Annotated in this window: 26 protein-coding genes and 1 pseudogene; 3 read left to right on the plus strand and 24 right to left on the minus strand. The window is 53.3% G+C overall.

Annotated features, from left to right (window positions below):
* Positions 1-73: 73 nt before the first annotated feature.
* The 10 genes from NQ490_RS03280 to NQ490_RS03325 all read right to left on the minus strand — a co-directional run bounded on the left by NQ490_RS03280 (position 74) and on the right by NQ490_RS03325 (position 7,628).
* Positions 74-1,744: a recombinase family protein gene (locus NQ490_RS03280; RefSeq protein ID WP_005335872.1), complete on the minus strand. Its 1,671-nt coding sequence runs from the start codon at positions 1,742-1,744 to the stop codon at positions 74-76.
* Positions 1,745-1,942 carry a hypothetical protein gene (locus tag NQ490_RS03285; protein WP_007047419.1) on the minus strand — a complete coding sequence of 66 codons (198 nt, stop codon included), beginning with the start codon at positions 1,940-1,942 and terminating at the stop codon, positions 1,745-1,747.
* Positions 1,943-2,183: 241 nt separating this feature from the next.
* Complete coding sequence (locus NQ490_RS03290) at positions 2,184-3,521, minus strand: virulence-associated E family protein (protein WP_007047420.1); 1,338 nt, start codon at positions 3,519-3,521, stop codon at positions 2,184-2,186.
* Entirely contained in the window at positions 3,490-4,134 is a 645-nt protein-coding gene (locus NQ490_RS03295; RefSeq protein WP_002595104.1) for a CHC2 zinc finger domain-containing protein, read from the minus strand. Before NQ490_RS03295 ends, NQ490_RS03290 begins: the two co-directional genes overlap by 32 nt.
* Before the next feature lie 66 nt (positions 4,135-4,200).
* Positions 4,201-5,775, minus strand: coding sequence for a MobQ family relaxase (mobQ, locus tag NQ490_RS03300; RefSeq protein WP_002595105.1), 1,575 nt, complete (start codon positions 5,773-5,775; stop codon positions 4,201-4,203).
* Between the two features lie 103 nt (positions 5,776-5,878).
* Positions 5,879-6,295, minus strand: a complete 417-nt coding sequence (locus NQ490_RS03305) for a hypothetical protein (protein ID WP_002595106.1) — start codon at positions 6,293-6,295, stop codon at positions 5,879-5,881.
* 2 nt (positions 6,296-6,297) lie between these two features.
* On the minus strand, positions 6,298-6,495 hold the full coding sequence (locus NQ490_RS03310; RefSeq protein ID WP_002595107.1) for a helix-turn-helix transcriptional regulator: 198 nt from the start codon (positions 6,493-6,495) through the stop codon (positions 6,298-6,300).
* 317 nt (positions 6,496-6,812) lie between these two features.
* On the minus strand, positions 6,813-7,109 hold the full coding sequence (locus NQ490_RS03315; RefSeq protein ID WP_002594808.1) for a DUF3847 domain-containing protein: 297 nt from the start codon (positions 7,107-7,109) through the stop codon (positions 6,813-6,815).
* On the minus strand, positions 7,102-7,443 hold the full coding sequence (locus NQ490_RS03320) for a DeoR family transcriptional regulator (RefSeq protein WP_005924748.1): 342 nt from the start codon (positions 7,441-7,443) through the stop codon (positions 7,102-7,104). The genes NQ490_RS03315 and NQ490_RS03320 overlap by 8 nt, the downstream gene beginning before the upstream one ends.
* Complete coding sequence (locus tag NQ490_RS03325; protein WP_002304353.1) at positions 7,440-7,628, minus strand: hypothetical protein; 189 nt, start codon at positions 7,626-7,628, stop codon at positions 7,440-7,442. The genes NQ490_RS03320 and NQ490_RS03325 overlap by 4 nt, the downstream gene beginning before the upstream one ends.
* 483 nt (positions 7,629-8,111) lie before the next feature.
* On the opposite strand from NQ490_RS03325, the gene NQ490_RS03330 reads away from it, so the two are divergent.
* The gene (locus NQ490_RS03330; protein ID WP_007047423.1) at positions 8,112-8,918 is read left to right on the plus strand and encodes a helix-turn-helix domain-containing protein; all 807 of its coding nucleotides are present in this window, start codon (positions 8,112-8,114) and stop codon (positions 8,916-8,918) included.
* A gap of 98 nt (positions 8,919-9,016) precedes the next feature.
* Here the strand turns inward: NQ490_RS03330 and NQ490_RS03335 are convergent, their stop codons facing one another.
* From NQ490_RS03335 to rlmD, 11 genes and pseudogenes are all read right to left on the minus strand, one after another.
* Complete coding sequence (locus NQ490_RS03335; RefSeq protein ID WP_007047424.1) at positions 9,017-9,535, minus strand: ClbS/DfsB family four-helix bundle protein; 519 nt, start codon at positions 9,533-9,535, stop codon at positions 9,017-9,019.
* A gap of 54 nt (positions 9,536-9,589) precedes the next feature.
* Positions 9,590-10,192, minus strand: coding sequence for a Type 1 glutamine amidotransferase-like domain-containing protein (locus NQ490_RS03340; RefSeq protein WP_007047425.1), 603 nt, complete (start codon positions 10,190-10,192; stop codon positions 9,590-9,592).
* A 51-nt stretch (positions 10,193-10,243) separates the two neighbouring features.
* Positions 10,244-10,621, minus strand: a complete 378-nt coding sequence (locus NQ490_RS03345) for a TnpV protein (RefSeq protein WP_007047426.1) — start codon at positions 10,619-10,621, stop codon at positions 10,244-10,246.
* Positions 10,581-10,943, minus strand: a complete 363-nt coding sequence (locus tag NQ490_RS03350; protein WP_320415302.1) for a helix-turn-helix domain-containing protein — start codon at positions 10,941-10,943, stop codon at positions 10,581-10,583. Before NQ490_RS03350 ends, NQ490_RS03345 begins: the two co-directional genes overlap by 41 nt.
* A 67-nt stretch (positions 10,944-11,010) precedes the next feature.
* Entirely contained in the window at positions 11,011-11,169 is a 159-nt protein-coding gene (locus NQ490_RS03355) for a Maff2 family mobile element protein (RefSeq protein ID WP_007047428.1), read from the minus strand.
* Between the two features lie 93 nt (positions 11,170-11,262).
* Positions 11,263-11,490, minus strand: coding sequence for a hypothetical protein (locus NQ490_RS03360; RefSeq protein WP_007047429.1), 228 nt, complete (start codon positions 11,488-11,490; stop codon positions 11,263-11,265).
* 27 nt (positions 11,491-11,517) lie between these two features.
* A pseudogene (locus tag NQ490_RS03365) lies at positions 11,518-13,050 on the minus strand (VirD4-like conjugal transfer protein, CD1115 family); the annotation flags it as partial.
* Positions 12,989-13,195: a hypothetical protein gene (locus NQ490_RS03370; protein ID WP_007047431.1), complete on the minus strand. Its 207-nt coding sequence runs from the start codon at positions 13,193-13,195 to the stop codon at positions 12,989-12,991. The pseudogene NQ490_RS03365 and the gene NQ490_RS03370, both read right to left, overlap by 62 nt.
* A gap of 105 nt (positions 13,196-13,300) precedes the next feature.
* Positions 13,301-13,513 (minus strand): DUF5348 domain-containing protein, encoded by a 213-nt coding sequence (locus NQ490_RS03375; protein WP_007047432.1) that lies wholly within the window; start codon positions 13,511-13,513, stop codon positions 13,301-13,303.
* 15 nt (positions 13,514-13,528) lie between these two features.
* On the minus strand, positions 13,529-14,680 hold the full coding sequence (locus tag NQ490_RS03380; protein WP_007047433.1) for a DUF6017 domain-containing protein: 1,152 nt from the start codon (positions 14,678-14,680) through the stop codon (positions 13,529-13,531).
* Positions 14,681-14,938: 258 nt separating this feature from the next.
* Positions 14,939-16,084 (minus strand): 23S rRNA (uracil(1939)-C(5))-methyltransferase RlmD, encoded by a 1,146-nt coding sequence (gene rlmD, locus NQ490_RS03385; RefSeq protein ID WP_007047434.1) that lies wholly within the window; start codon positions 16,082-16,084, stop codon positions 14,939-14,941.
* Between the two features lie 115 nt (positions 16,085-16,199).
* Here rlmD and NQ490_RS03390 point away from each other — a divergent pair, with 115 nt between their 5' ends.
* Positions 16,200-16,820, plus strand: coding sequence for a flavodoxin family protein (locus tag NQ490_RS03390; protein WP_007047435.1), 621 nt, complete (start codon positions 16,200-16,202; stop codon positions 16,818-16,820).
* A 42-nt stretch (positions 16,821-16,862) separates the two neighbouring features.
* Here NQ490_RS03390 and NQ490_RS03395 read toward each other — a convergent pair whose 3' ends face one another.
* Positions 16,863-17,381 carry a phosphatase PAP2 family protein gene (locus NQ490_RS03395; protein ID WP_007047436.1) on the minus strand — a complete coding sequence of 173 codons (519 nt, stop codon included), beginning with the start codon at positions 17,379-17,381 and terminating at the stop codon, positions 16,863-16,865.
* Positions 17,382-17,495: 114 nt separating this feature from the next.
* Here NQ490_RS03395 and NQ490_RS03400 point away from each other — a divergent pair, with 114 nt between their 5' ends.
* Positions 17,496-18,785: a hypothetical protein gene (locus NQ490_RS03400; RefSeq protein ID WP_040917809.1), complete on the plus strand. Its 1,290-nt coding sequence runs from the start codon at positions 17,496-17,498 to the stop codon at positions 18,783-18,785.
* Between the two features lie 42 nt (positions 18,786-18,827).
* On the opposite strand, the gene NQ490_RS03405 is transcribed toward NQ490_RS03400, so the two are convergent.
* Positions 18,828-20,051 (minus strand): hypothetical protein, encoded by a 1,224-nt coding sequence (locus NQ490_RS03405; protein ID WP_007047438.1) that lies wholly within the window; start codon positions 20,049-20,051, stop codon positions 18,828-18,830.
* A 28-nt stretch (positions 20,052-20,079) separates the two neighbouring features.
* A complete protein-coding gene (locus tag NQ490_RS03410) occupies positions 20,080-21,876 on the minus strand; it encodes a hypothetical protein (protein WP_007047439.1) in 1,797 nt (598 codons plus the stop codon).
* Position 21,877 lies beyond the last annotated feature (1 nt).

Consider the following 21,877-nt stretch of genomic DNA (forward strand, 5'->3'; position numbering starts at 1 on the left):
TGCTCGATGGCGGGCGGCGGCGTACAAAAAATCTATATGGTATTTTTTAAGAGAACCGTCCCGGCGGGACAGGTCAGGCAGTGACCTGTTCCACCTCCGGGATGGGTTTGAGATTAAAATGAATTTCGATAGAAATGTGTCTTGTTTTATCTTCGTCAATGCGCTCATGCACGACGATTTCTTTGATTAAGCGGTTGAGGGTGGCTGCGTCCAGCTCTGTGATGTTGGCGTATTCCTGAATGGCTTCCACCCATTGTTTTGCGTCATTGGCAAGCTGGACTTCATCGGACAGCCGCTTTCTGCCCTCGGACACTTTTGTTTTAAGCTCCGTCTGCTCGGTCTGTGTCTTTTCCAGCATGGTGTTGAAATTCTGCTCACTGATACGCCCTGCAATCATATCCTCATAAAGCCGCATGACCATTTTGTCCAGAACCTCAATCCGTTCCTCGTCCCTTGTAAGGGAGCGTTCCATTGCTTCCCGCTGTTCCCGCTGCTCGGCTTCACAGGTATTGGTCAGGCGGTCAGCAACCGCTTCCCCGTCCATCAGGGCAGCTCTGGCACATTCCCGGATTTTCCGCAGCACATGGCTGTAAAGGGTGTCATAGTCAATCCGGTGCTGGGTGCAGTGGTTCTTTCCAAAGGCATTGTAGGTCTTGCAGGAGTAAATCCGCTGGGGATGTTTTGCGTTTGTGTAGCGTATCGTCAGCGACTTCCCACACTCGCCGCATTTTATCAGTCCGGCAAACAGGCTGATTTCATTGGTCTGCCCCGGACGCTGGCGGGATTTCAGCTTGTTCTGCACAATATCAAAGCTCATGCGGTCAATCAGCGGTTCGTGCTGTCCCTCAACCACAACCCAGTCCTCCGGTTTCTTTTCCCCAATCGTGCCGATTTTGAAGCGGTAGTCTTTTTTCTGGGAAGCAATCGCCCCGGTGTAGACGGGATTCATCAAAAGGTCTTTGATAACGGAGAAGTCCCACATATACCGCCCGTTTTCCGGGTCTTTCTTTTCCCATTTGGTGCGGGTATTGCGAAGCCCCCGTTCCCGGTTCCACCATGTGGGGCAGGGGATTTTTTCTTCCTCCAGCCGTCTGCGGATATAGTTCGGACCATGACCGTTTAGGGCATATCCGAAAATCAGCCGCACAATCGGGGCGGTTTCCTCGTCAATGAGCAGATGGTTTTTGTCCTCCGGGTCTTTCCGATACCCAAACGGGGCAAGACACCCGGTAAACTGTCCTTTCTGCGCTTTCAGAAGATAAGAGGAATGGACTTTCTTGGAAATATCCTTGCTGTACATCTCGTTCAGGATATTCTTGAACGGGGCAATGTCGTTGTTATCCCGTAAGGTGTCGATACCGTCATTCATGGCGATATAGCGCACCCCGTTTCTTGGGAAAAAGTCCTCAATCAAATGCCCGGTTTGCAGATAGTTACGCCCCAGTCGGCTGAGGTCTTTCGTGATAACAAGGTTGATTTGCCTGCGCTCAATGGATCTCAACATTCTCTGTAAATCAGGGCGCTCCATATTAAGACCTGTGAAGCCATCGTCCTGATAGACTGCCACAACCTCCCATCCCTGCTTTTCGCAGTATTTTTCCAGCATATCACGCTGGTTTGCGATACTGGCACTTTCGCCTTGCAGGTCATCGTCCTTTGACAGTCTGCAATAGACCGCTGCACGATAGCCCCCGGCAAGTGCCGAACCGATTGTTCTGTATTCCATTTCGTTCATCATAGCCATTTACCCACACAATCCAGACGGTATCCGGCTCTTTTGAACCTCATCTTCATTATACTTCAATTCTTTCTTTTTAGCAAGATATTCTTTTGTATTTGACTTGCCGTATTTCTGGGAAATCAGGCTGACGAACACATCGGTGGCGTCCAGCTCCCCGTCAAATACAGTGGTCACATGAATCTCTGTTTTGTTTTTTGCCATAGGCAGTTATCCTCCATACATGAAAATAGCCAGACAGAGGGTGTCGGCAACGAAGTCCGGCAACGGGCTTCAAAAGACCTTGCAAACAATCTCAATCTGGCGGTGGTTACTATTTATACTTTTCTTTTATTTTTCTGTTGTTTTGGTTGTCATAGGGGAGAAAAGCCCGCAGTTATGGGTTTTTCCCCGGCAACCGGCTCGGCAACGGGATAGCAACGAAGTCGGCAACGGGCTGTCATTTTCAGAATGGAAGCTCCATCTGCTCCGTGACCTCCACAAAACCGTCCATAGATTTTTCGGGCGGGTTGTCGGTGTCCGTTGCCGGGATTTCACGCTCCCAGCCCTTTTGTCTGCCATATTCCGCAAACATTCTTGGATTGGAAAAGTAGTTCCACCCGGTAATGCACTGGTTCATTATCTCGTTGATTTCCCGGATTTCCCATTGCTTCGGCTCGTCAAAGGTGTGATTTAAGGCTTCCTTGTAGAGCTGCTTGGAACAGACCGTTTCCCCGGTGTACTTATCAAGGTAAGCCTGTATCATCCCGGCTTTGGTGTCCTCCGGCATAAAATCCCGCTGGTGTTCTTTGAGATACCGCTGCATGGCTGGGCTGAATGACAGCTTGTACCTGCCGCTTCGGTAAATCTCCATTGCTTCCGCCCACATCTGGCTGATATAGGCTCTGGAAGCGGCTTCGTCCTCCAAAATGTGAACCTCGGCTTGCTCCGGGTACACCATGACCGGGATAAATCGGCGGTTGCCGGAACGGTCAAGGGGGAGAAAGTCAAGGGCGTTGGAAGTACCGCCGAACACGCACTGACGGGGACGGTCTGCCGGGTGGGTTTCATAGGGTATCTTATAAACCTCTTTCTGTCGGCTTAGAAAAGACTTGATTTCCTCAATGCTCTTGGCATTGGCGGTTGCCATCATTTCCGACATTTCAATTATCCAGTGACCTTGCAGCTTGCGGTACACGTTATCATCGTCCAGCTTCCGCAAATCATCGGAAAACCACTCGTCCCGGACTGCCAGCAGACGGAAGAAGGTGGACTTGCCAGCCCCCTGACCGCCTACCAGACACAGCATGATTTCAAACTTGCTTCCGGGCTTAAATGCCCTTGTAATCGCCCCCAAAAGAAACAGCTTTAGGGCTTCATAGGTGTAATCGTCCACATCCGCCCCCAGAAAGTGCCGCAGACAGAAGCGGATGCGCTCCGTCCCGTCCCATGCAAGGCTGTTCAGAAAATCCCGGATGGGGTGGTACTTATTCTCATTCGCCACAATCCCGATGGCGGTTTCAATCTTTTTCTCACTGGTCAGCCCGTAGGTTTCCTCCAGATAGAGAAGCAGATACTTCATGTCTGTATCGGTCAGGGCTGTGCTTTCTCTGTGAAAACCGATGGGCTTTATGATGTCCTTTCGGTCGGTCAGGATGTTATAGGCGATTGCCCCGGCAAGCACCGGGTCACGCTGGAATACGGTCAGGCAGTTCCGTATGCTCTGGCGGACACCGCCTTTCTCGGTGGTTTCCAGAGTTGCCTTTACTTCCTCAACGCTCTGGGGCGGCTGCATGGCGTTCATGGTGTTTTTTAGTTCTTGCTGCGTCTGCGGCGGCAAGCTCTGCCATTCGCTGTTCAAGCTGTATCACATCCTTTCCATGTTCCGTAATCAGTGAAGCGATTTCCTCCGTATCCCCAAACAGCAGCACATCCAGCAGATATTCCACATGGGCTTGCTTCTGCAAGGCTTCCACGAACCGGGGATGAAACGCTTCCTCCGGGGAGTGCGGGGCATAGTCGGTTTTCCATACCCGTAAGAGGTGTAGATAATCGGCAAGGACACGGAAGCAATGTGCCTTTGCTTCCCGGAACTGTTCTTCCGGGGATTTCTGCCGGGGCTTGGGCTTCCTTGCCCTGCCCGGTGGCTTCCAGTCCTCATAGGCAAGCCCGAAGTCACTCGCCAACTGTGCGGCGGCTTCCTTTTTCCCCAGCCCGTACAGGGCAGCTACAAAATCAATCACATCCCCATCTGCACCACATCCGAAGCAGTGGAAACGCTTGTCCAGCTTCATGCTGGGGGTCTTATCGTTGTGGAACGGGCAGCAAGCCATCCCGTTTCTGTTTACCCGGATTCCGTAATGCTCCGCAGCCTGTCTTGTCGTAACGGACTGCTTCACAGCTTCAAATACATTCAAATCAATTCCTCCTTGTAAAAAAGAAAAGGCACTTATCATTCTCAATCTGAAAATGGCAAGTGCCTGTTAAAGTTCCATATCCTGTTGTTTGTGTTTCGTCTGTGCCGGGGCGTTTTTCTGTGCTCTCTTCTCGTCAGCCTTATCCTGCAAGACTTCTTTGAGGGGCTGCTTCTTGGGCGGCTCTTTGCTTTCCTCTGTGCCGGGTGTGGCTTTCCGTACCCAGTAGCGGATGTCCCACAGCTTCTTCAAATCTTCCTGCACCTCGGTCAACGGTACTTTCAAGTCTGCGATTTCGTCCACAAGCTTCGCCTGTTCCTGCAAAAGCTCCTTTTTCGTGCTGTCCTTATCGTCCGGGTGCTTGGCAAGGTAGGCACTGGCTTTCTCAAACCGGGCAACCTCCGGGTGTTCCAGCTTGAATTTTTCCTTAGTTTTCTTGAAAAATATCTTCTGGTATTTCTCATAAACGGGCTTACATTCCTTACAGTCCGTCCGGGCGGCAAGGATAGCGTCAATCACGTTGCTGCGGGTTTCCTTTGGCTTCATCTGCTTTCGGTAGTCGGCGGCAGATTTCCCGGACGTTTCTATAAAGTTTTCCAAATCCTCCACGGTGGAAAGTCCCTTTCTCTGGAGATAGGACAGGGCTTCGCTGACTGCCTTTAAGTCTTTGGAAGTCCCCCGGCTTTGTCCCGCCCGTGTCCAGCTGCTCCGTTCTGCCTTTCGTATCTCCATATACTTCATCAGCAGATTGGGAAGAAAGACCGCTTCCTCCGCAGCTTTTTGGGCAAGCAGTTCATTCCGCTTTTCGCTAAGCTCCGCAATCCAGCCTTTGAGATTTTTAATAAGCTGCCGGATGGACTTCATCAAACTATTGGCGGCTTTGATTTCTCGGTTCAGGTTGCCGATGTTCGTCTGAATCCCACGCTTTTCCATCTGCCGGACAGCAGCCCCTTCATGGACGGTAGGGATAATATCAAGCCCCTGTCTTTCGTAAGAACGGAGATCTACTCGTTCCGGGCGGTTGTTGGCTTCCAGATAGCGGTTTTGGATGACCTCCCATTCATGCCGCCAGATTTCGCCATATTTGCGGTCGTTCCAGTCAACCGTATCTTCCTTGTGGCTTTTCCACCTGCCGGACGGGAGCTTGATTCGTTCCCCGTTCTTATCAAGTTCATAGACCTTGCGGCTCTTGGGAAGCCATTTCCCACGCTCATCCATTGCCCGCATGGTCAGCATGACATGGGCGTGTGGGTTTCCGTCCCCTTTGTCATGGATGGCAAAATCCACGCACATTCCTTTGGAAACAAACTGCTGGCGGCAGAAATCCCGTACAAGGGCGGCGTACTGGTCGGGCGGTATCTCTCTGGGAATGGAAAGCACCCACCGCCTTGCAAGCTGGGAGTTCCATTGCTTCTCAACAGCTTCGGCAGCGTTCCAGAGGGTGTTGCGGTCTGTGTACTCCAGGGGAGCGTTTGCCGGGAGCAGGATTTCATTGTGGACGATACCACGCTTTTCCGGGTAGTGTTTTACTTCCTGGTCATATTCACAGAACAGCTTTTCGCCGCTCTGGTAAGCAGCGGCGGCAACCGCAGACTGGCGGTGGCTGCGCTGCACAATAGAGATTTCGTTGTGTGGACAGGGCATTTTGTGTTCCTCCTTTCCGTTTTTGGACATAGAAAAAGCAGGATACCTTTTCAGATTTCCTGCTTGTTGTGCCGCTGGGGGCGGCGGGTATTTAGTAATACATTTACATAGTTTTGTGCAAGTACCAAAGTCGCACAATAAATACAATTTGTCCAATAGCATAAGCCCCAATAATAGTGAAACATGGGACTACTGTCATATATCCGGTGAAAATCAAAGCAAAAATAGAAACAGCAATCGTAACATTCATTACCTTGAAGCCACTTGCCATAGCAGCATTACTAAGCGAAATATTTCTCTCGTCATTTTCCTCTATTTCCATTTCTTTGGTTTTCTTAACGAACAAGTCGCACACACCAGATACAATCAGCAAAATTCCAATGAGAGATGTACCTACTACTATTAAGTCGGGACGTGGCACAGGTATTATTTCATGTACTCCCAAACCGTATGTTAGCAATCCTCCCAGTAGAATAATCATTCCTGTAACTGTCATTAAAATCAACAACCTTTTTTTCATAATCAATCCTCCTCGTAAATAAAAATTTCTTCAATACTCATGTTGAAATATCTGGCAATCTTAAATGCCAACTGAATAGATGGGTTATAGCGTCCGTTTTCCAAAGAGCCGATGGTCTGGCGTGATACTTCCAATGCATTTGCTAAATCTTCTTGCTTTATGCCTCGTTGCTTTCGTAATTCTTCCAGGCGATTTTTCATGTCATCCTCCTCTCTTATGGAAAGTTAACTTTCCATGCTTCCATTATATCACATAGTTCTTTTATGTCAAGTTAGCTTTCCATTTGCATTATATTTTATGAAACTTATCGGCTGGGAACAGCTTGCAACGCAAGGTGTCCCCAGATGGCAAGTCCACAAAAGGGTAGCTGGCGGCAGCCAGCGCAGGGGAAGCGTAGCGTCCCCTGTATGATTTGGAGCAGACCTTGACTGCGGAAAATCACAGCCCTCCGGCAAGGAGCCTTCGGAGAACGCAATGCACCAACCTCTGGGTGGTGTATAATTGCGCCCTTAGTAAACTAAGGGGTTTCCGGCTTCTCCCGTTCCAGCAGTTTTTTCAATAGTTCCTGCGTGTCCTGCCTGTGAAAAATGAGTTTCAACAGCAGCATGACATCATCATCTGTCAGGCGTTCCGGCTCTTGCAGAAAACTTTCCAGCATACCGCCACGAGTACAGAGCCGGTGCGTCCGTTCCTTTCGGGTAAGCTGCTTCAACTGGTGCTGCAATGCCTTTTCATCATTGATGGCTTTCCGCAGTTTCTTTTCGCTTTTTTCCAACTCCCGGTTGAGCTTTTCCAGTTTTGAGGTATCAGGCAAGGGCAGCGTCCTCCTTTCCCGGTATCAGCACATAAATCCTGTTTGGTTCTCCAATGCCCTGACGCACCCGCATGATAAGTCCGGCGGTTTCCAGTTCATTCAGAGAACGCTTGACCGTCATGGGGCTGCGGGACAGGACTGCGGCAATGGCTGTGATGGGGAAGCAGACAAACAGGATTCCGTTCTCGTCCTCCTTCCCTTTGGATAGCATAGCGTCCAGCATCCGGCAGTACATGACCTTTGCGGTGCTGCTGACTGGAAATCCTGTCAACGCTCTGGGAAATGGCATACAGGGCGGTAATGGTGTGTCTATCGTCATAAATTCAAAATTCATTCGGTGTGTTCCTCCTTTTTCTTTGCTCGTTTGGATAAATAACGGGGGCAGTCAATCACAACCGCCCGGAAGCTCTGCTTGCACCCATGCTGGCATTTCCGGCATAATTCGTTGTAAGTGACACGCCCCCGGTCATTGAGGTAAAAGGAAAGCTCATGCTTCCTCTTTTTGCTCATTCTCGGCATATTGTGTTTCCTCCCGTTTTCGTGTATGGTTTCGGGGCGATTTTCGGCAAAATTACAGCCATAGAGCCGCTTAAAATCTCCCGAAGTATCAGCGATAGGGTAGACTATCCCCCTATCAGATTGTCGTGTTTCGGTATCATTTCGGTGTCAGTTCGCCAGTTCTCCCCGGTGTCGTTCCTCCCCTGAATCTCACAGCGGCGTATCGCTCCCTTTGGTACGCTCGTTTCGGTCAGGGTTCCTCCATATCCCTTCCAAAAGTCATGGCGCTACATCGCCGGGGAAGCATATCCCACACAGGCTGGTCATTCGATTGGAATAATCCATCGATGAACTACCTGTATCATAGAACATTTTTGTGCCCTGTGCCGTATGTCCACAAAGTAGGAATTAGGGGTAAAAATCAGAAATTTCCACGATTGCGGAAAGTGTGATATAATCCAGTTAAACGGCAACAATGAAACCGCCGGAAAGGAGCGTGCACCCATGAAAGGAGCAACAAGCATACAGGAACGCCTTTGGGAACTCCGCAAGGACAAAGGCTTAAATCTGGAAGAACTTTCAAAGCTGACGGGTATTTCTAAATCAGCCCTTGGCAGTTATGAAAAAGAAGATTTTAAGGAAATCAATCATGGAAACCTCATCACGCTGGCAGACTTCTATGGGGTTTCCGTTGATTATCTGCTGTGCCGGACAGAGAACAAGGAGCAGATCAACACGCCATTGACGGAGCTGCATTTGAACGATGAGATGGTTGCACTTCTGAAAAGCGGTCGGATTAACAACCGTCTGCTCTGTGAGCTTGCCACACATAAAGATTTTATCAAGTTTCTTGCAGACATTGAGATTTATGTGGACGGGATTGCCACCATGCAGATTCAAAACCTCAATGCACTTGTTGATACCGTCCGGCATGAAATCATTGAACGGTATCGCCCCGGCGAAGATGACCCGCATTTGAAAGTGCTGCAAGCTGCCCATATCAGTGATGATGAATATTTCAGCCACATGGTTCTGGATGACCTCAACCTGATTATCCGGGATATTCGGGAATCCCACAAAAAGGACAGTGAAAGTGCGCCCCAGACCACCGTTGCCGATGAACTGAAAGAAAATCTGGAAGCCGTCGAAAATTTCAAGGGCAGCCGTTTGGAAAAACTGGCAATGCTTTACTGCAAGCAACTCGGTATCAACTACAAAAATTTATCGGAAGAAGAATTTCGCTGGCTGATTCGGATTCTCCAAAAATCAAAGAAAATGGGAACGCCTATCAGCCAGAGGAAAAAATGGTAAAGAAAAACCGCTGTTGCATGGTTTGTTGGCTTCATTCCATGTAGCAGCGGTTCGTGCTGTGATTATTCAGTTAGAATTTCTGAAAGACAAGCTGGAAGTTATAGTGCAATCTTTTTCCATTTTCTAATCTTGGTTCTAAAGGTTCCGAACGGAGCAACTGTATTAACATGTATGAATTTGTATACTTCCCAGACAGCTGTTTTAGTTGCTTCGTCAGCCCATTTTCTCATATGTGGTTTAAATAATTCTTCCTCACTCAGAGAATCAATCATTGCATAAATAGAGTTGATATTCTCATTCAATCTGTCTTTCAATTCTTGCAGTGACAGCTGGGCATATGTATCTGTGAACCATTGATATAATTCGCCAAGCTGATTCCACTTAAAATTATCCGAAGGAGTTTTGACAGGAATACCCTTTCTTTCGTCTGATTCCCATTTAATAACAAGAGTTGTCCAGCCGACCTGATAAGCAAGATTTTCAGCTGGAGTTCGATCGATCTCATCAACTCTCTTATCTTTTAAATGCTCAGGAATATCATTAAATTCTGAAATATACTTTGCAAAGCTTTTATTTATCTCGTTTTTAAGCTCGTCTTTATTCTCATATGTTCTCAATAGTCTATCCCCTCAGCTTCCGATTTTCCGGTTTCAAAAACAGGAATTTTCAAATTAGTCTTTGCAAATAACCTTTGAACCTTCACCATCAATTACAATTCCCTGACGGTTGTTAATTGGGCATAGATTCAAATCCGAAAACTCAGTCATTATTTTCTCGGTAACTTTCTTAAATGGTGCTGTAAGATAATGCGGAAGAACATAGAAATCAATCAAATCAAGCCCTGCATCATCTTCTTGTGAGTAGTCCTCTGGCTTTTCATCCATTTGCTCGATATATTGGATGCTTGGAGCGCATATAATTGCGCCTGCCGACTCGCCAATCATCAATTTTCCATTTGCCAATTCCTTTTTCAGCAGCCCATCAGCTCCCGTCTTACGGAGCTGGTCCATAAGAAAAAAAGAATTTCCGCCGGTAAAATATATCACATCTGCATTTTCAAAAACAGACTGTATCGTTGAATAAGCCTCCGTTGAAATATCAATTTCAGTTACGATTGCTCCCAACTTTTTGAATAATTTTCGAGCCGAGCCGACATAACCGATGTAGCCTTCACGCAGCGAAGCTGTTGGAATAAATGCGACTTTCTTATTTTCAATTTCTTCCTTTATCAGACTTCCTACACTTGAAAAGTGCGAACATAAAAATAGTTTCATCAATATTCTCCTTTATAGATTTCGATTTATCATAATTATTCTACCATATCGTTATGAATAAATCATCTCATGCAAAATAATTTCTTCTGCCCGGTTGCGAATGTTATTGCAACGCTGCACCCATTCCATTTGACAGGTACGCTTTAATTCCTCAGTCACACCCTCGGCAGCTTTCATCTGCTCCATGATGGTATCGAACCGCTTCTGTGCCTGTTCGTTCAGGTCTGCAAGATATGTCCACAATTCTCCGGTCAGTATCAATGTGTTCAATCTGGCTGGATGGACTTCTCTTAAATATTCCCGGTGCATCCGTCCATATTTTCCGATGGGGCGGTGTTCCTCCGGCAGTTTCAAGTCTGGGATGTAGTAATCTCCGACAAGAATATAATCAATTCCGTTTTCCGTTATTCTTGGTTTCAATTCGCTCATGTTCCTTACCTCCTGTGGAAGTAGGCTCGTCTGGTACTAACTCAATCACATCGGTAATCTCACAATTCAGCGTTTCGCAGATACGGGCTAATGTATCCATGCTGATGTGCTTTCCCTCTTTGCTCATGTTGGCAATCATATTTGTTGTCATACCAGCAGCAAGCCTTAAATCCTCTTTTCTCATATCACGCTCTAACAGTGTGTGCCAGAGTGGTTTATAGCTGATGTGCATATTGTTTTCCTGCCTTTCTATCCATACCACCGGGGCGGCTGCCCCGGCAGGAACTTTTCTCTTATTATAACACCAATCTTGTGAAATCACAATTTATTCTTGTAGACTGCCGCTGATACCGTCTGGATTGTGCTTTTCCTTTCGTTTTTTGTTCCAACTAATTAGCCATGAGCTGCTTGATGCCCTGCGACTTGCTGGCCGGGTTATCCTGCCCGTAACCTTCCAGAAGGTTGATGCCGCCCCAAACACACAGGGCACCGCCGAGGCCCACAACGATGGTCTGCAAAGTAGTAACTGCGCTATTGAAAAATGCCATAAATTTACCTCCATAATTTCAGATTGTGATGTTGTTTTGATGGAAAAATCGCCGGTCAGATACCGGCGTCACAATCCGCAGACGGCCCGGAGATTAACGGTCGTCCAGCCATTTCAGCACGGCCAGCGAATACATTTCGCCCCATGCTTCACACATCTGGCGGTTTACTTCCAACACCATCTGTTCCGCCTCCTGTTTCGTTGGCGGGGTGTCGTGTTCTGCGATCCACCGGCACATAACCGCAGCGGAAATGATAGCCCGGTAGATTTCTTGCTCTGCTCTGAAATAATCCGCAAATGTCAATTCATCCGAGTATTCCATAGGCCGATACTCCTTTCAGTCCGCCGGTCATTCGTCCACGGCGGCCATATCTTCATCCGACAGGTCTATGTCGTAGAGGTCAAAGGTTTCCTCCTGCGAAACCACTCGCTGCCGTTTCCGGCGCAGGGCGGTCAAGTACCTGTCCACGTCAAAATAGTTCTTCTTGTCGGTGTCGGAAAGGTATTTGTAGCGGGGATGGCGGGTAATGTCGTATTTCTCACTGAAAAACGGTCTTACGCCGCGCACCTGCAAAATACACTTGCCTCCGTCCATCGTGGCGATCTCGTCCTGTGACATCAACTCCTTTCCTAACTTCTGATAATTCAATCCGTGAGAGGTCTGTGCGCCCCGGTTTTCACTCTGGTTGTAGCTGTCGATGGTTTCTTTGCCCAGCACGTCAGAGATTTCCTTGGCGTTTTTGCCCCGCCCACTAAGGAAAAGCGTACAGTCGCAGTTGTCGGAAATGATTTCCGCAGCGTCCTTGTAGATGGCCTTTAACTGTGACTGGCTTTGCAAAATAATAGAAGCCGAGATTTCCCGGCTTCGGATGGTGGCGATCAGCTTGTCAAAGTTGGGTATCTGGCCGATGTTCGCAAACTCGTCCAGTATCATGCGGACGTGAACCGGCAGCCGCCCGCCGTATTTATCATCGGCCCGGTCGCAAAGCAGGTTGATAAGCTGGCTCTGCACCATTGCCAGAATGAAATTAAAGGTGGTGTCCGTGTCCGACATAATCAGGAACAGCGCCGTTTTCTCGTCCCCGATGGTGTCAAGTTCCAGTTCGTCGTCCTCCATCAGCTCCCGGACTTCCCGAATGTCAAAAGGGGCCATTCTCGCGCCCGCGCTGATAAGGATAGAGGAACGTGTCTTGCCCGCCGAAAGCAGGAATTTTTTATACTGGCGGACGGCAAAATGGTCGGGGTCGCGTTCCTCCAATCGCTCAAACATCATATCCACTGGCGATTGAAATTCCGGGTCGTCCTCGCGGGCTTCGCTGGCATTTATCATTTCAAGCAGCGTCGTGAAGTTCATTTCTTCCTCCGGCGCTTCCTGCCAGATATAGCCGATCAGGGCCGTGTAGAACAGCCGTTCCGATTTCACCCAAAAATCTTCCGCGCTTTTTTCGCCCTCGCCCTTGGTGTTGCAGATCAGGGTGTTTACCAGCTTCAACACGTCTTTTTCCGAGTGCAGATACCGAAACGGGTTGTATTTCATGCTCTTGGAAAAGTTGATGGTGTTCAGCACTTTCACGCGGTAGCCGCTGCGGATAAGGAGCTGGCCCACTTCACCGATCAAGCTGCCCTTGGGATCGGTTATCACAAATGAGGTCGGATAGTCCTTGGACACGCATTGCATAAGGTTCGGCTTCACGAAGAACCGGGTCTTGCCGCTGCCGCTGCCTCCGATCACCAGAACATTTTTATTCCGGGCGGTCTTGGGGTCTTTCGGCCTGTTGTTCATCGTCAGCCGTTCCGTCTGTGTCAGCAGAATGTTGTTGTCAAAATTGGGGTCGATATAGGGGGCTATATCCTTGGGGCCGCCCCATCGGGCGCTGCCGTAGGCTCTGCTGGCCGTGGTGCAGCTTGGTCTTGCCCTTGTTTCTGGCTTCCAGAAACTTGCGGGCCGCCGCTTGTAGCACTTGGGCCGTCAGCTTGGCCGATTTGATGGAAAAGGCCATTGTCTTTTGGGTTACTTCCTCCTGCAATCGCTATCCCTCCTTTCGCAGAAGTGCGGCGGCACGGTTAAGGTGGCACCGTCAGCCGCCGCAGGAAACAGAAAAGGGACAGCCGCTTGCGCCGGTTGTCCCCGATTAAATCCTCACCCGCAGGCCGGAAAGGTCGTCGGCACGGATGCCAACCAGATACCAGTCGTCCCCGTACTCAATGCGGGTGGGCTTCCACCTGCCGCCCACCATCACGTCAAAGGTTTCCCCACAGTGCAGGCCGCCGTAATAGTCCGCCAGATCAAAGCGAATGTCGTAACGGTCGCTGCGCTCGTCGAAGATCAATGCACCCTGTTTCATAGGGCCGTCCTCCTTTCAGATTTTGCCGGTGTTCATGTCATGGGCCACCAGCGCGGTATAGTAACCGTTCATGGTGCTGGGGGCGTTGAACAGCATAGCCAACAGGTATTTCTTGATGTTGCGGATTTCCGAAGTGTTCTTGCTCAAACACTGGAACACAAATTCAATGTGGCTGCTGTCCAGCTTCATAAACTTGGATTTCACCAGCTCTGCCGGGTAATCGTCCCCAGCAATACGGATGGTCTTGCGGGCGCTGCACACGGTTTCCACCAGCAAGTCCACGATCTCGTCCAGCGTTTCCCGGTCAATGCCCTTGGCGTGCTGGCAAAGGTGTTCGTACTCGATGTTGTCCATGATGATCTCACGATAAATCTCTATGGCGCTCTGTGATTTCGCTCCCGTTCCTTTCCGTTCCGGCGGCTGTGCCGCTTCGTCCTCCGAGGGGAAGGGTCGGGAAAGGATAGGAATGGAATCGGTAATTGATACATCCGTAGTTGTTTTTTCTTTACTTGATATATCTTTATTTAATTGCGTTGGATTTCCCAATGTCGGTTTTCCCGGTGTCGGGTTATCCGATGTTGGATTTTCCAACACCGGGTTTTCCAATCCCGGTGCGGCCTTGTCCGGCTGCTCTGGCCGGGGCTGGGGCTGCTCGTAGATGGTGTAGATCATGTCGGCCATTTTGCCCTTGCCGTCCCGGTTCTGCTGTCGGGTGATATATCCGGCTTTTTCAAGTTCCCATACCGCTGTGCGGATGGCGTCGATGCTTTCCCGGTTGATAAGGGATAAGCCTTTCAGGGTGTAGTCCCAATTTTCCGGCAGGGAGAGCATTTGCGATAACAGGCCCTTGGCTTTCAGGGATAAGTCCTTGTTCCGCAGGTGGTGGTTGGACATCACCGTGTAGCCCTTGTTGCGCTCCACACGGAATACTGCCATGTTCTCAACTCCTTTCACTCGAAATGTCACCGCGTCGTAGGCGGTCAGCTTGCCCGGCTGGTAGGGACATTCCGCATAGACGCAGAATTGATATTTCCAGTGCGGGCGATAAAAGCGGCAGGTGCCGCAGTCCTCCGGCGTGACCGCCTCGCCGCTGTCGTAGTGGTCGAAACCGGGCTTGCCCTGCATGAGCTGTTCAAAGGCCCGGTCGCTGCCGGAAGTGAAGTACATAGGCCGTCGCCTCCTTTCTGCTTTTGGGCAAAAAGAAAAGCCGCAGACTTTTTTCAAAATCTGCGGCTTCCGCCCATGAGAAAGGGACACCGTTTGCACGATGTCCCTTTCAGTCAATTATTTAGTTTTTTGTGTTCCCACACTCCATATCAATAACTACCGAAACCGTGATATAGTCCTCAATACGCTTATTACGGAATTTATCACCCTCGGCGTCAAACACCACATGGCGGGAAAAGTGCCTAAATCTAAGGATTTCTACAAGGTTTCTCTTTGTAGCAACACTATTGTCTCGACGTGCCGTGTATGGGGGAACAGGTCCACCGGCACAAACCGCTGTGCCCGATATCCCTTTTGGGAAAACAAGGCCACATCCCGGGCCAGTGTTTCGGGGTCACAGCTGACATAGACCACCCGCTGCGGTGCCATCCGGGCGACCGCTCCGATACAGGCCGGGGTGCTGCCCGCCCGGGGCGGATCCAGGAAGACCACATCGGGATGCAGGGCTTGCCGGGCTGCCTGCTCCATCCACTCGGTGGCGTCGGCGCAGGTAAAGCGGGCATTGCGCACCCCGTTGCGCCGGGCATTGGCAATGGCATCCCGCACCGCCGCAGGATTGCGCTCAATGCCCAGGACCTGCCCCGACGACGAGGCAGCACAGAGCCCGATGGTACCGATACCACAGTAGGCATCCACCACCGTTTCCTTTCCGGAGAGATCGGCCAGTTTCATGGCCGTGCGGTAGAGCACCTCGGTCTGGAGCGGATTGACCTGATAAAAGCTGCGGGACGAGATGGCGAAGCGCAACCCACACAGGGTATCCAGCACCTGGCCGGGACCGTAAAGGACCTTCTCCCGGTTGCCCAGCACGGCGCTGGTGGCCGTGGGGTTGATGTTGTGGACGATTCCCGCCACCCAGGGCGCCTCTTTGCGCAGCGCCGCACAGAAATTGCGGCTGCCCGGCAGCGCCGGGCCGGGCGTGACCAGCGTTACCAGCACTTCGCCTTTACGGGTGCCGCGCAGTACCACATGACGCAGACTACCGGTGCCCCGGTCCTCATCGTAGGCTGTCCAACGGCAGCTGCGCGCTGCCTGCAGCACCGCCTCCAGCGTCCGGTTCAGTGCTTCCTGCTGCAGCAGACAATCGCTGCCCGGCAGGACCGTATGGGTTCCCTCGGCATAGAGACCGCAGACCAGTTTTCCCTGGCGCATGGCAAAACTGGCAATGGCCTTGTTGCGATAGTGCCAGGGCTTTTCCATCCCCTGCACCGGTTCCACCGGGGCAAATTTGCCCAGCAGCGTCTGCAGACGGGTCTGTTTTTGGGCCAGCTGTTCCGGGTAGGGGGTCGCCAGCAGCGGGCATCCGCCGCATTTCCGGGTAAAATTGGGACAGGTGTTGCTCATATCGGTTCTCCCTTTGCGCGGGACTTGCGCGGTGTGATACAATAAAAACAGAGCATGCAGACCCCATCGGGGCCATACATTGTGAAAGGACAGCAAACGAAACGGAGGCACTCTTATGAATGTACTTTTGATCAACGGCAGCCCGCACAAAAACGGCTGTACCTATACCGCCCTGAGCGAAGTGGCCAGCGCTCTCAACGAAGCCGGCATCGAAACCACGATTTTCCACATCGGCCCGGCACCGGTGGGCGGTTGTGTAGGCTGCGGCGGCTGTGCCAAAGCCGGAAAATGTGTTTTCGGCGGCACGGTGGCCGATGTGCTGCCGCTGGTGGAAAAGGCCGACGGCGTCGTCTTCGGTGCGCCGGTCCACTATGCCACCGCCGCCGGCAGCATGCTGGGTTTCATGCACCGGCTGGCCATGAGCGGCGGCCAATATCTGCGCCACAAGCCGGCAGCCGTGGTGACCAGTGCCCGCCGGGCCGGCACCACCACCGCATTGGAGGCCATGGAAAAGGTACCCCAGTTCTTTGAGATGCCGCTGGTAAGCTCCACCTACTGGCCGATGGTCCACGGCGGCAACGCGGACCAGGCCAAACTGGACGAGGAGGGCTGCCAGATCATGCGCAACCTCGGCCGGAATATGGCCTGGATGCTGCGCTGCATCGAAGCCGGCAAGGCGGCAGGCATTGAGCCGCCCCAGGCCGAAAACGACAAGCGCACCAACTTCATCCGCTGAGTGGGAGGAGAGCCGGACGGTTCCACGTCCGGCTCTTTTTTGTTACAGCAGTGCTTGCAGCACCCACGCATAGAACTGCCAGCCTACCAGGGCAAACCCGGCGCCGAAGGCAAGACCGGCCAGCACATCGCTGATATAATGTACGCCGGTGACCACCCGGGACACCGCGATCAATCCCGCCAGAACGGCCAAGGCAGCTCCCAGCGGCACACTGCAATGCCAGGCTGCCACGGCAATGGCTGCCGCGGAGAAGCAATGCCGGCTGGGCATACTGCGTCCGGATTCCTCCTTCGGGAAGAGCGGGCGGTATCCCAGCGCCGTATAGGGGCGGGGCCGGTCAATGCGTGCCCGCAGGGCGCTGCCTGCCCAGAAAGCCGCCGCCGGGATCACAATGGCCGGCAGCAGACTTTCCCGATGCCAGGCAGCCAGCCAGAACAGCAGCAATCCATAGAGGAGATAGACGGCAGCCACCGCCCCCCGGCTGACCAGGTACAAAACACCCTTGGCTGCCGGATGCGCCTGAAACCAGCCGATGACGGCACGGTAGCGTTGTTCGTTCATGGACGGTTCCTCCCACAGTTGATGGTATAAGGATAGCACCCCGCAAAAGGCTTGTCAAACAACGGCGCTTGTGTTTATAATAAAGGCAGTTCTGATGATACGGAGGACCTGCTTTTGTTTGGTTTTGCAAACGGTCTGCTTCTGGCACTTTTCGCTGCGGCAGCCGTGGATTTTGTACTTGCGTGGCGCCGATGCGCCGGCCCCGCCAACGGCCTGCGTACTCTATGGCGGCAGGAACATCTGCTGTTCGGCGGTTGGGGACAAGCCTGGCGGCTGCGGGCCGGACAGGGTGCCTTTTGCCTGGGACTCATGCTGTATGAGTTCACCGTCGTCTTCTGCAACAGCATGGCCCGGGAACAGTGGCCCTGGCTGCAGGAACGGCTTTCTCCGGTACTGGACACATTGATGTATCTGGCCTTCTTCGCGAAGATTCTGCTGGGCACCCGCTACACCTGGCGCAATCTTGGCGTAGCCGGGGCTTTGTATTTCATTGCCCGTTGGGTCTACTTCAACGGCCAGAACATCTGGTTTCTGGGCCTCGCAGTGGTGCTGCTGGCGGCCAAGGATGTGCCTCTGCGCCGGGCGATGAAAGCGTTCCTGGCCTGCGGACTGCCCGTCCTGGCGCTTGTGGAGGTCCTGCATTTTGCGGGGATCCTGGCACCGGGTGCCACCAGCGAGCGGGACGGCAGTTTCCGCCTGATGTTCGGCTACGGACATCCCAACACCTTCGGCGGCATTGTCTTCGGGCTGCTGCTGGCCTGGGTGCTGCTGCGCCGCGTCCGGCTGTGCTGGCTGGAAATTGCAGGTGTGGCCGGTGTGGGGGTGTTTTTGCTGCTGGGCCCGGCATCGCGCTCTGCCGCCCTCTGCGCATTGCTGCTGGCCCTCCTGCTGGCAGGGGCCAAGTTGCTGGGGCCTCGTCCGGCAGGCAAGCCAGCTGCCTCCCTGACCGCGGCTCTGGTACCGCTGGTGCTGGCCGTCAGCCTGATTCTCCCCCTCTTCGTTGTCAAGGTCGGCCCCTGGGCCAGCGATGTCGGTCCTGCCTGGCTCAAAAGGCTGGATGATCTGTTGACCTGCCGCATCTCCCTTTCCTGGGCGGCCTACCGCGTCTTTGACATCAAGATCGCCGGGCAGATGCTGACGGAATGGCCGGTGCTCGACAACATCTTTGTCTATCTGCTTTACCAGTTCGGTCCGGTTTTGCTTGGTCTTGCCGTGATCCTCCTGGCTGCAGCGCTCTACGGCCACGCCCGCCTGGGGCGCTGGCAGGAAGTGGCCTGCCTTGTGACGGTCCTGTTCTACGGATACATGGAGACCCAGGTGCTGCACATCACCAGCAATCCTGCCGCCCTGCTGCTGTGCGGTGCAATCTTTGCGCTGCCTCCAAGCCGCTGGGACCCGTCCTGAATACCAAAAATGCACACCGCAAATGCGGTGTGCCTTTTTCCATCAGAACGGCCAGAATTGCCAGGTGGCAATGGGGATGTTATAGGAATTGCCCTGCATCAGCAGGACCAGGAAACAGATACCACTGATGATCTGCCAGACCAGCATCGCTCCGCAGAGCAGCAGCCGGCCGCCCAGAAGTGCCTGACGCTGTCCGCTTTTCCAGGCGGTGCCGGCACGCAGGAAGGCGCAGAAAGATTCAAACAGAAATACCCAGTAGCAGATGAAAGGCCCCCACCAGAGGTTGCCGTGGCCGATGCGCTCGCCGCCTTCCACGATAAGCAGTGCCTCGGCCATCGCCACCGCAAAGGTCAGCAGGCTGAACCGGTAGCGGAAATGCCCCCAGGCAGCCCGGCCCAGCAGCACCGCCACCGCACCCACAAATACCAGCGAGCGGATCATGCCACGGCGGGCAGACTCACTGAAAAGACCCCAGGAGATCACGCCGTTCTCAAAGTAGGCTGGGTCCACCGAGAAAATCAGTTCCAGCCCCCCACCGCCGCTCTCGCCGCTGAACAGTACCACCGACTCCAGCAGGCAGAGGGCAATGCTGGGCAGCACACTGCAACCTATGAGAATCTCGCGCTTCAGGTTTTTCCCCCGGGTCCGGATCAGATCGGCGATAAGCAGCAACAGCAGAGCCGGCGCAAAGGCAAAGACGAAATTGGCTTTGAACGCCGTGGAGAGGGTGAGCAGGACGGTGTATACCAGCCAGGTGCGGACATCCAGCCCGGTATGCATTCCCTGCCAGGCGCGGTAAAAGCAGAGCATGGCCAGCAGCGCAAAGGGTGCCAGCATGATGTAGGTAGTATTATGGTAGATCGTACCGTTGATGGTGCCGATATACCAGTAACCCCCCCGCGGGATCCAGGCCGCCTGGGCAAGGTTGACCACAAGGCTCAGCAGCAGCCGCACCGGTGCCGGGAGCCGGGGTGCCGCGGCACGCAGCCCCCAGGCGAACACCGCCAGCGCCGCGATCTGGAAAATGGCCAGCAGCACAGCCATGCCCCACTTACCGGCCAGCGCATAGGCCGGCGGGATCAGCAGATAGGCCGCGGTATATACTTCTCCCCGCAGCGCTTCCTCCAGGTGCTGGGGCAGATCCGACGCAAAGCCGTCGGTAACGCAGAGCTGCTGGTGATGCAGCCAGCACATTGCCAAAAAATACACCGCATATACCAGCAAGGTGACTGCCGGCAGGGCTTTTTTTTCGAAATTCCTTTTCAAAATTCTTTGTCCTCCTGAAGCGGGGCCTTTACAGGACGGCCAGGCGGATGCTGTCCCCTACCACCGGTTCCTCCGCCGTAATCCGGAGCCACTGTCCGCCATCCTCGGTCTGTCCGGCATACAGTTCCTGCACCGAGGCTGTATACTCTGTCTCCGTGCCATCCGCTGCACGGGTTGCATAGGAAATGACTGCGCTGGTGTCAGCCCGTTCCGGCAGGTAGATCGCCACATCCGTAACGGTCTCCAGCGCCGTATCCGCCCCCAGTCCGAGCCAGGCGATATCGTAGCGGTTATCCGCACCGCGGCTGAATCCCAGCCGGTAGACGGTCTCCTCCTCATGGGTTTCACTGCGCCAGACCTGCAGCGCATGAGCGTTGGTGTCGGTATCGGCATAGCGCTGGAAGAACGCCTTCTGCGCTGTCAGATTGCCGCCCCAGACCATGTAATCACAGACCACCGGGTCCTTGGTTCCGGCAACATCGGCAATGCCGGCTTCCACTGCCTCGGCGAAAATCGTATAGGCCCGGCCGCCGCCTTCATAGGCCGAGCGGGTCGCTGCCCGCTGCCAGATTACCGACCCGGCCATTCCCACCGCCAGCACTACACTGACCACCGCACGCCAGCGAGGCCACCAGCGTTTTCCGCGGGCCCAACGCAGCAGTGCGAGGAGCAACGCCACCGCCATCAGCCCCACACCGAAGGACTCCACCGTCTGCGGAATATAGCCGTGACGCCAGTCCACGTTGCCGGCCTTCTGGTATTTGGGCGAGATGGCGATCATCAACGCCGGTGCCGACAGCATGGCAAGTCCCGTGAGGAACAGCAGCCAGGTATTCCTGCGGTCAGGCAGATCGTGCAGCACCGCCAGCACCGCAAGGACTGCGGCCGCCAGCAGCACTCCGCATATCACATCGGACCACTGGATCTGTCCCGGACGCATCTTGCCCGCAATCATCGCATTGAGGGGGAATCCTGCCGACATCTGCATGACCCAGGTCCGCAGGATGGCCGCCAGATCAAAGTTGGGGGAGATACCGCCCAAATCCGCCACATCGCCGGCCAGAATTCCGGCTGCGCGCAGTGCATTGACGGCACGGGCTCCGAAATTGAAAGCCAGCGTCACTGCCTCCCCTGCCAGCACGGGAATGCTCAGGCGAAGTGCCGGGCGCAGTTTGCCGGTGTACATCCAGAAAAGGCCGAACAGCGGCACAAAATACACAAAGCCGATCTCAAATGTGGCGCAGGCGTGGAACATGCAGTAGGCCCCCGCCACCGCCCAGCGCGTATGGCCGGTATCCTGCCAGCGCAGCACGCAGAGGCCCGCCAGCAGCACCGGCAGCAGCGTGCTCTGCACCAATGCACCGTAGGAATACAGGCTGTTGCCGGTGGAATCCTGCCAGAGGGAAAACATCATGGGCAGAGTGCAGAAGCACAGCGCCCCCACCTTGGCATTGCGGGTTGCCTTGCCCACCAGCCAGGCTGCCAGCCCGATATCGGCATAGGTCCAGGCCAGGATGTAGAGCCGGTACCCCACCAGATCCCCCAGAAAATAACTGGTCCAGCCGATTTCCGGCGGAGAAGAAAACGGCCGGAACCGCCCTCCCTCCAAAAGGAATTGCGGCAGGGTGGCTTTCCAGTTGGCAGCCAGCACCTCCCAGAAGGTATGATGGGTCGCATAGTAGTAATTTTGCAGGTTGATGATCTCATCATCACCGCCCAACGGCGCACAGGTGATGATGCTCAGATACCACCAGCCCGCTGCCAGGGAAAGCAGGCACACCACCGGCCAGAACCAGCGGCTTCGGGTCCAGGTTTTCCGTTCCATT

The sequence above is a fragment of the Subdoligranulum variabile genome, assembly GCF_025152575.1.
Taxonomy (GTDB): domain Bacteria; phylum Bacillota; class Clostridia; order Oscillospirales; family Ruminococcaceae; genus Gemmiger; species Gemmiger variabilis.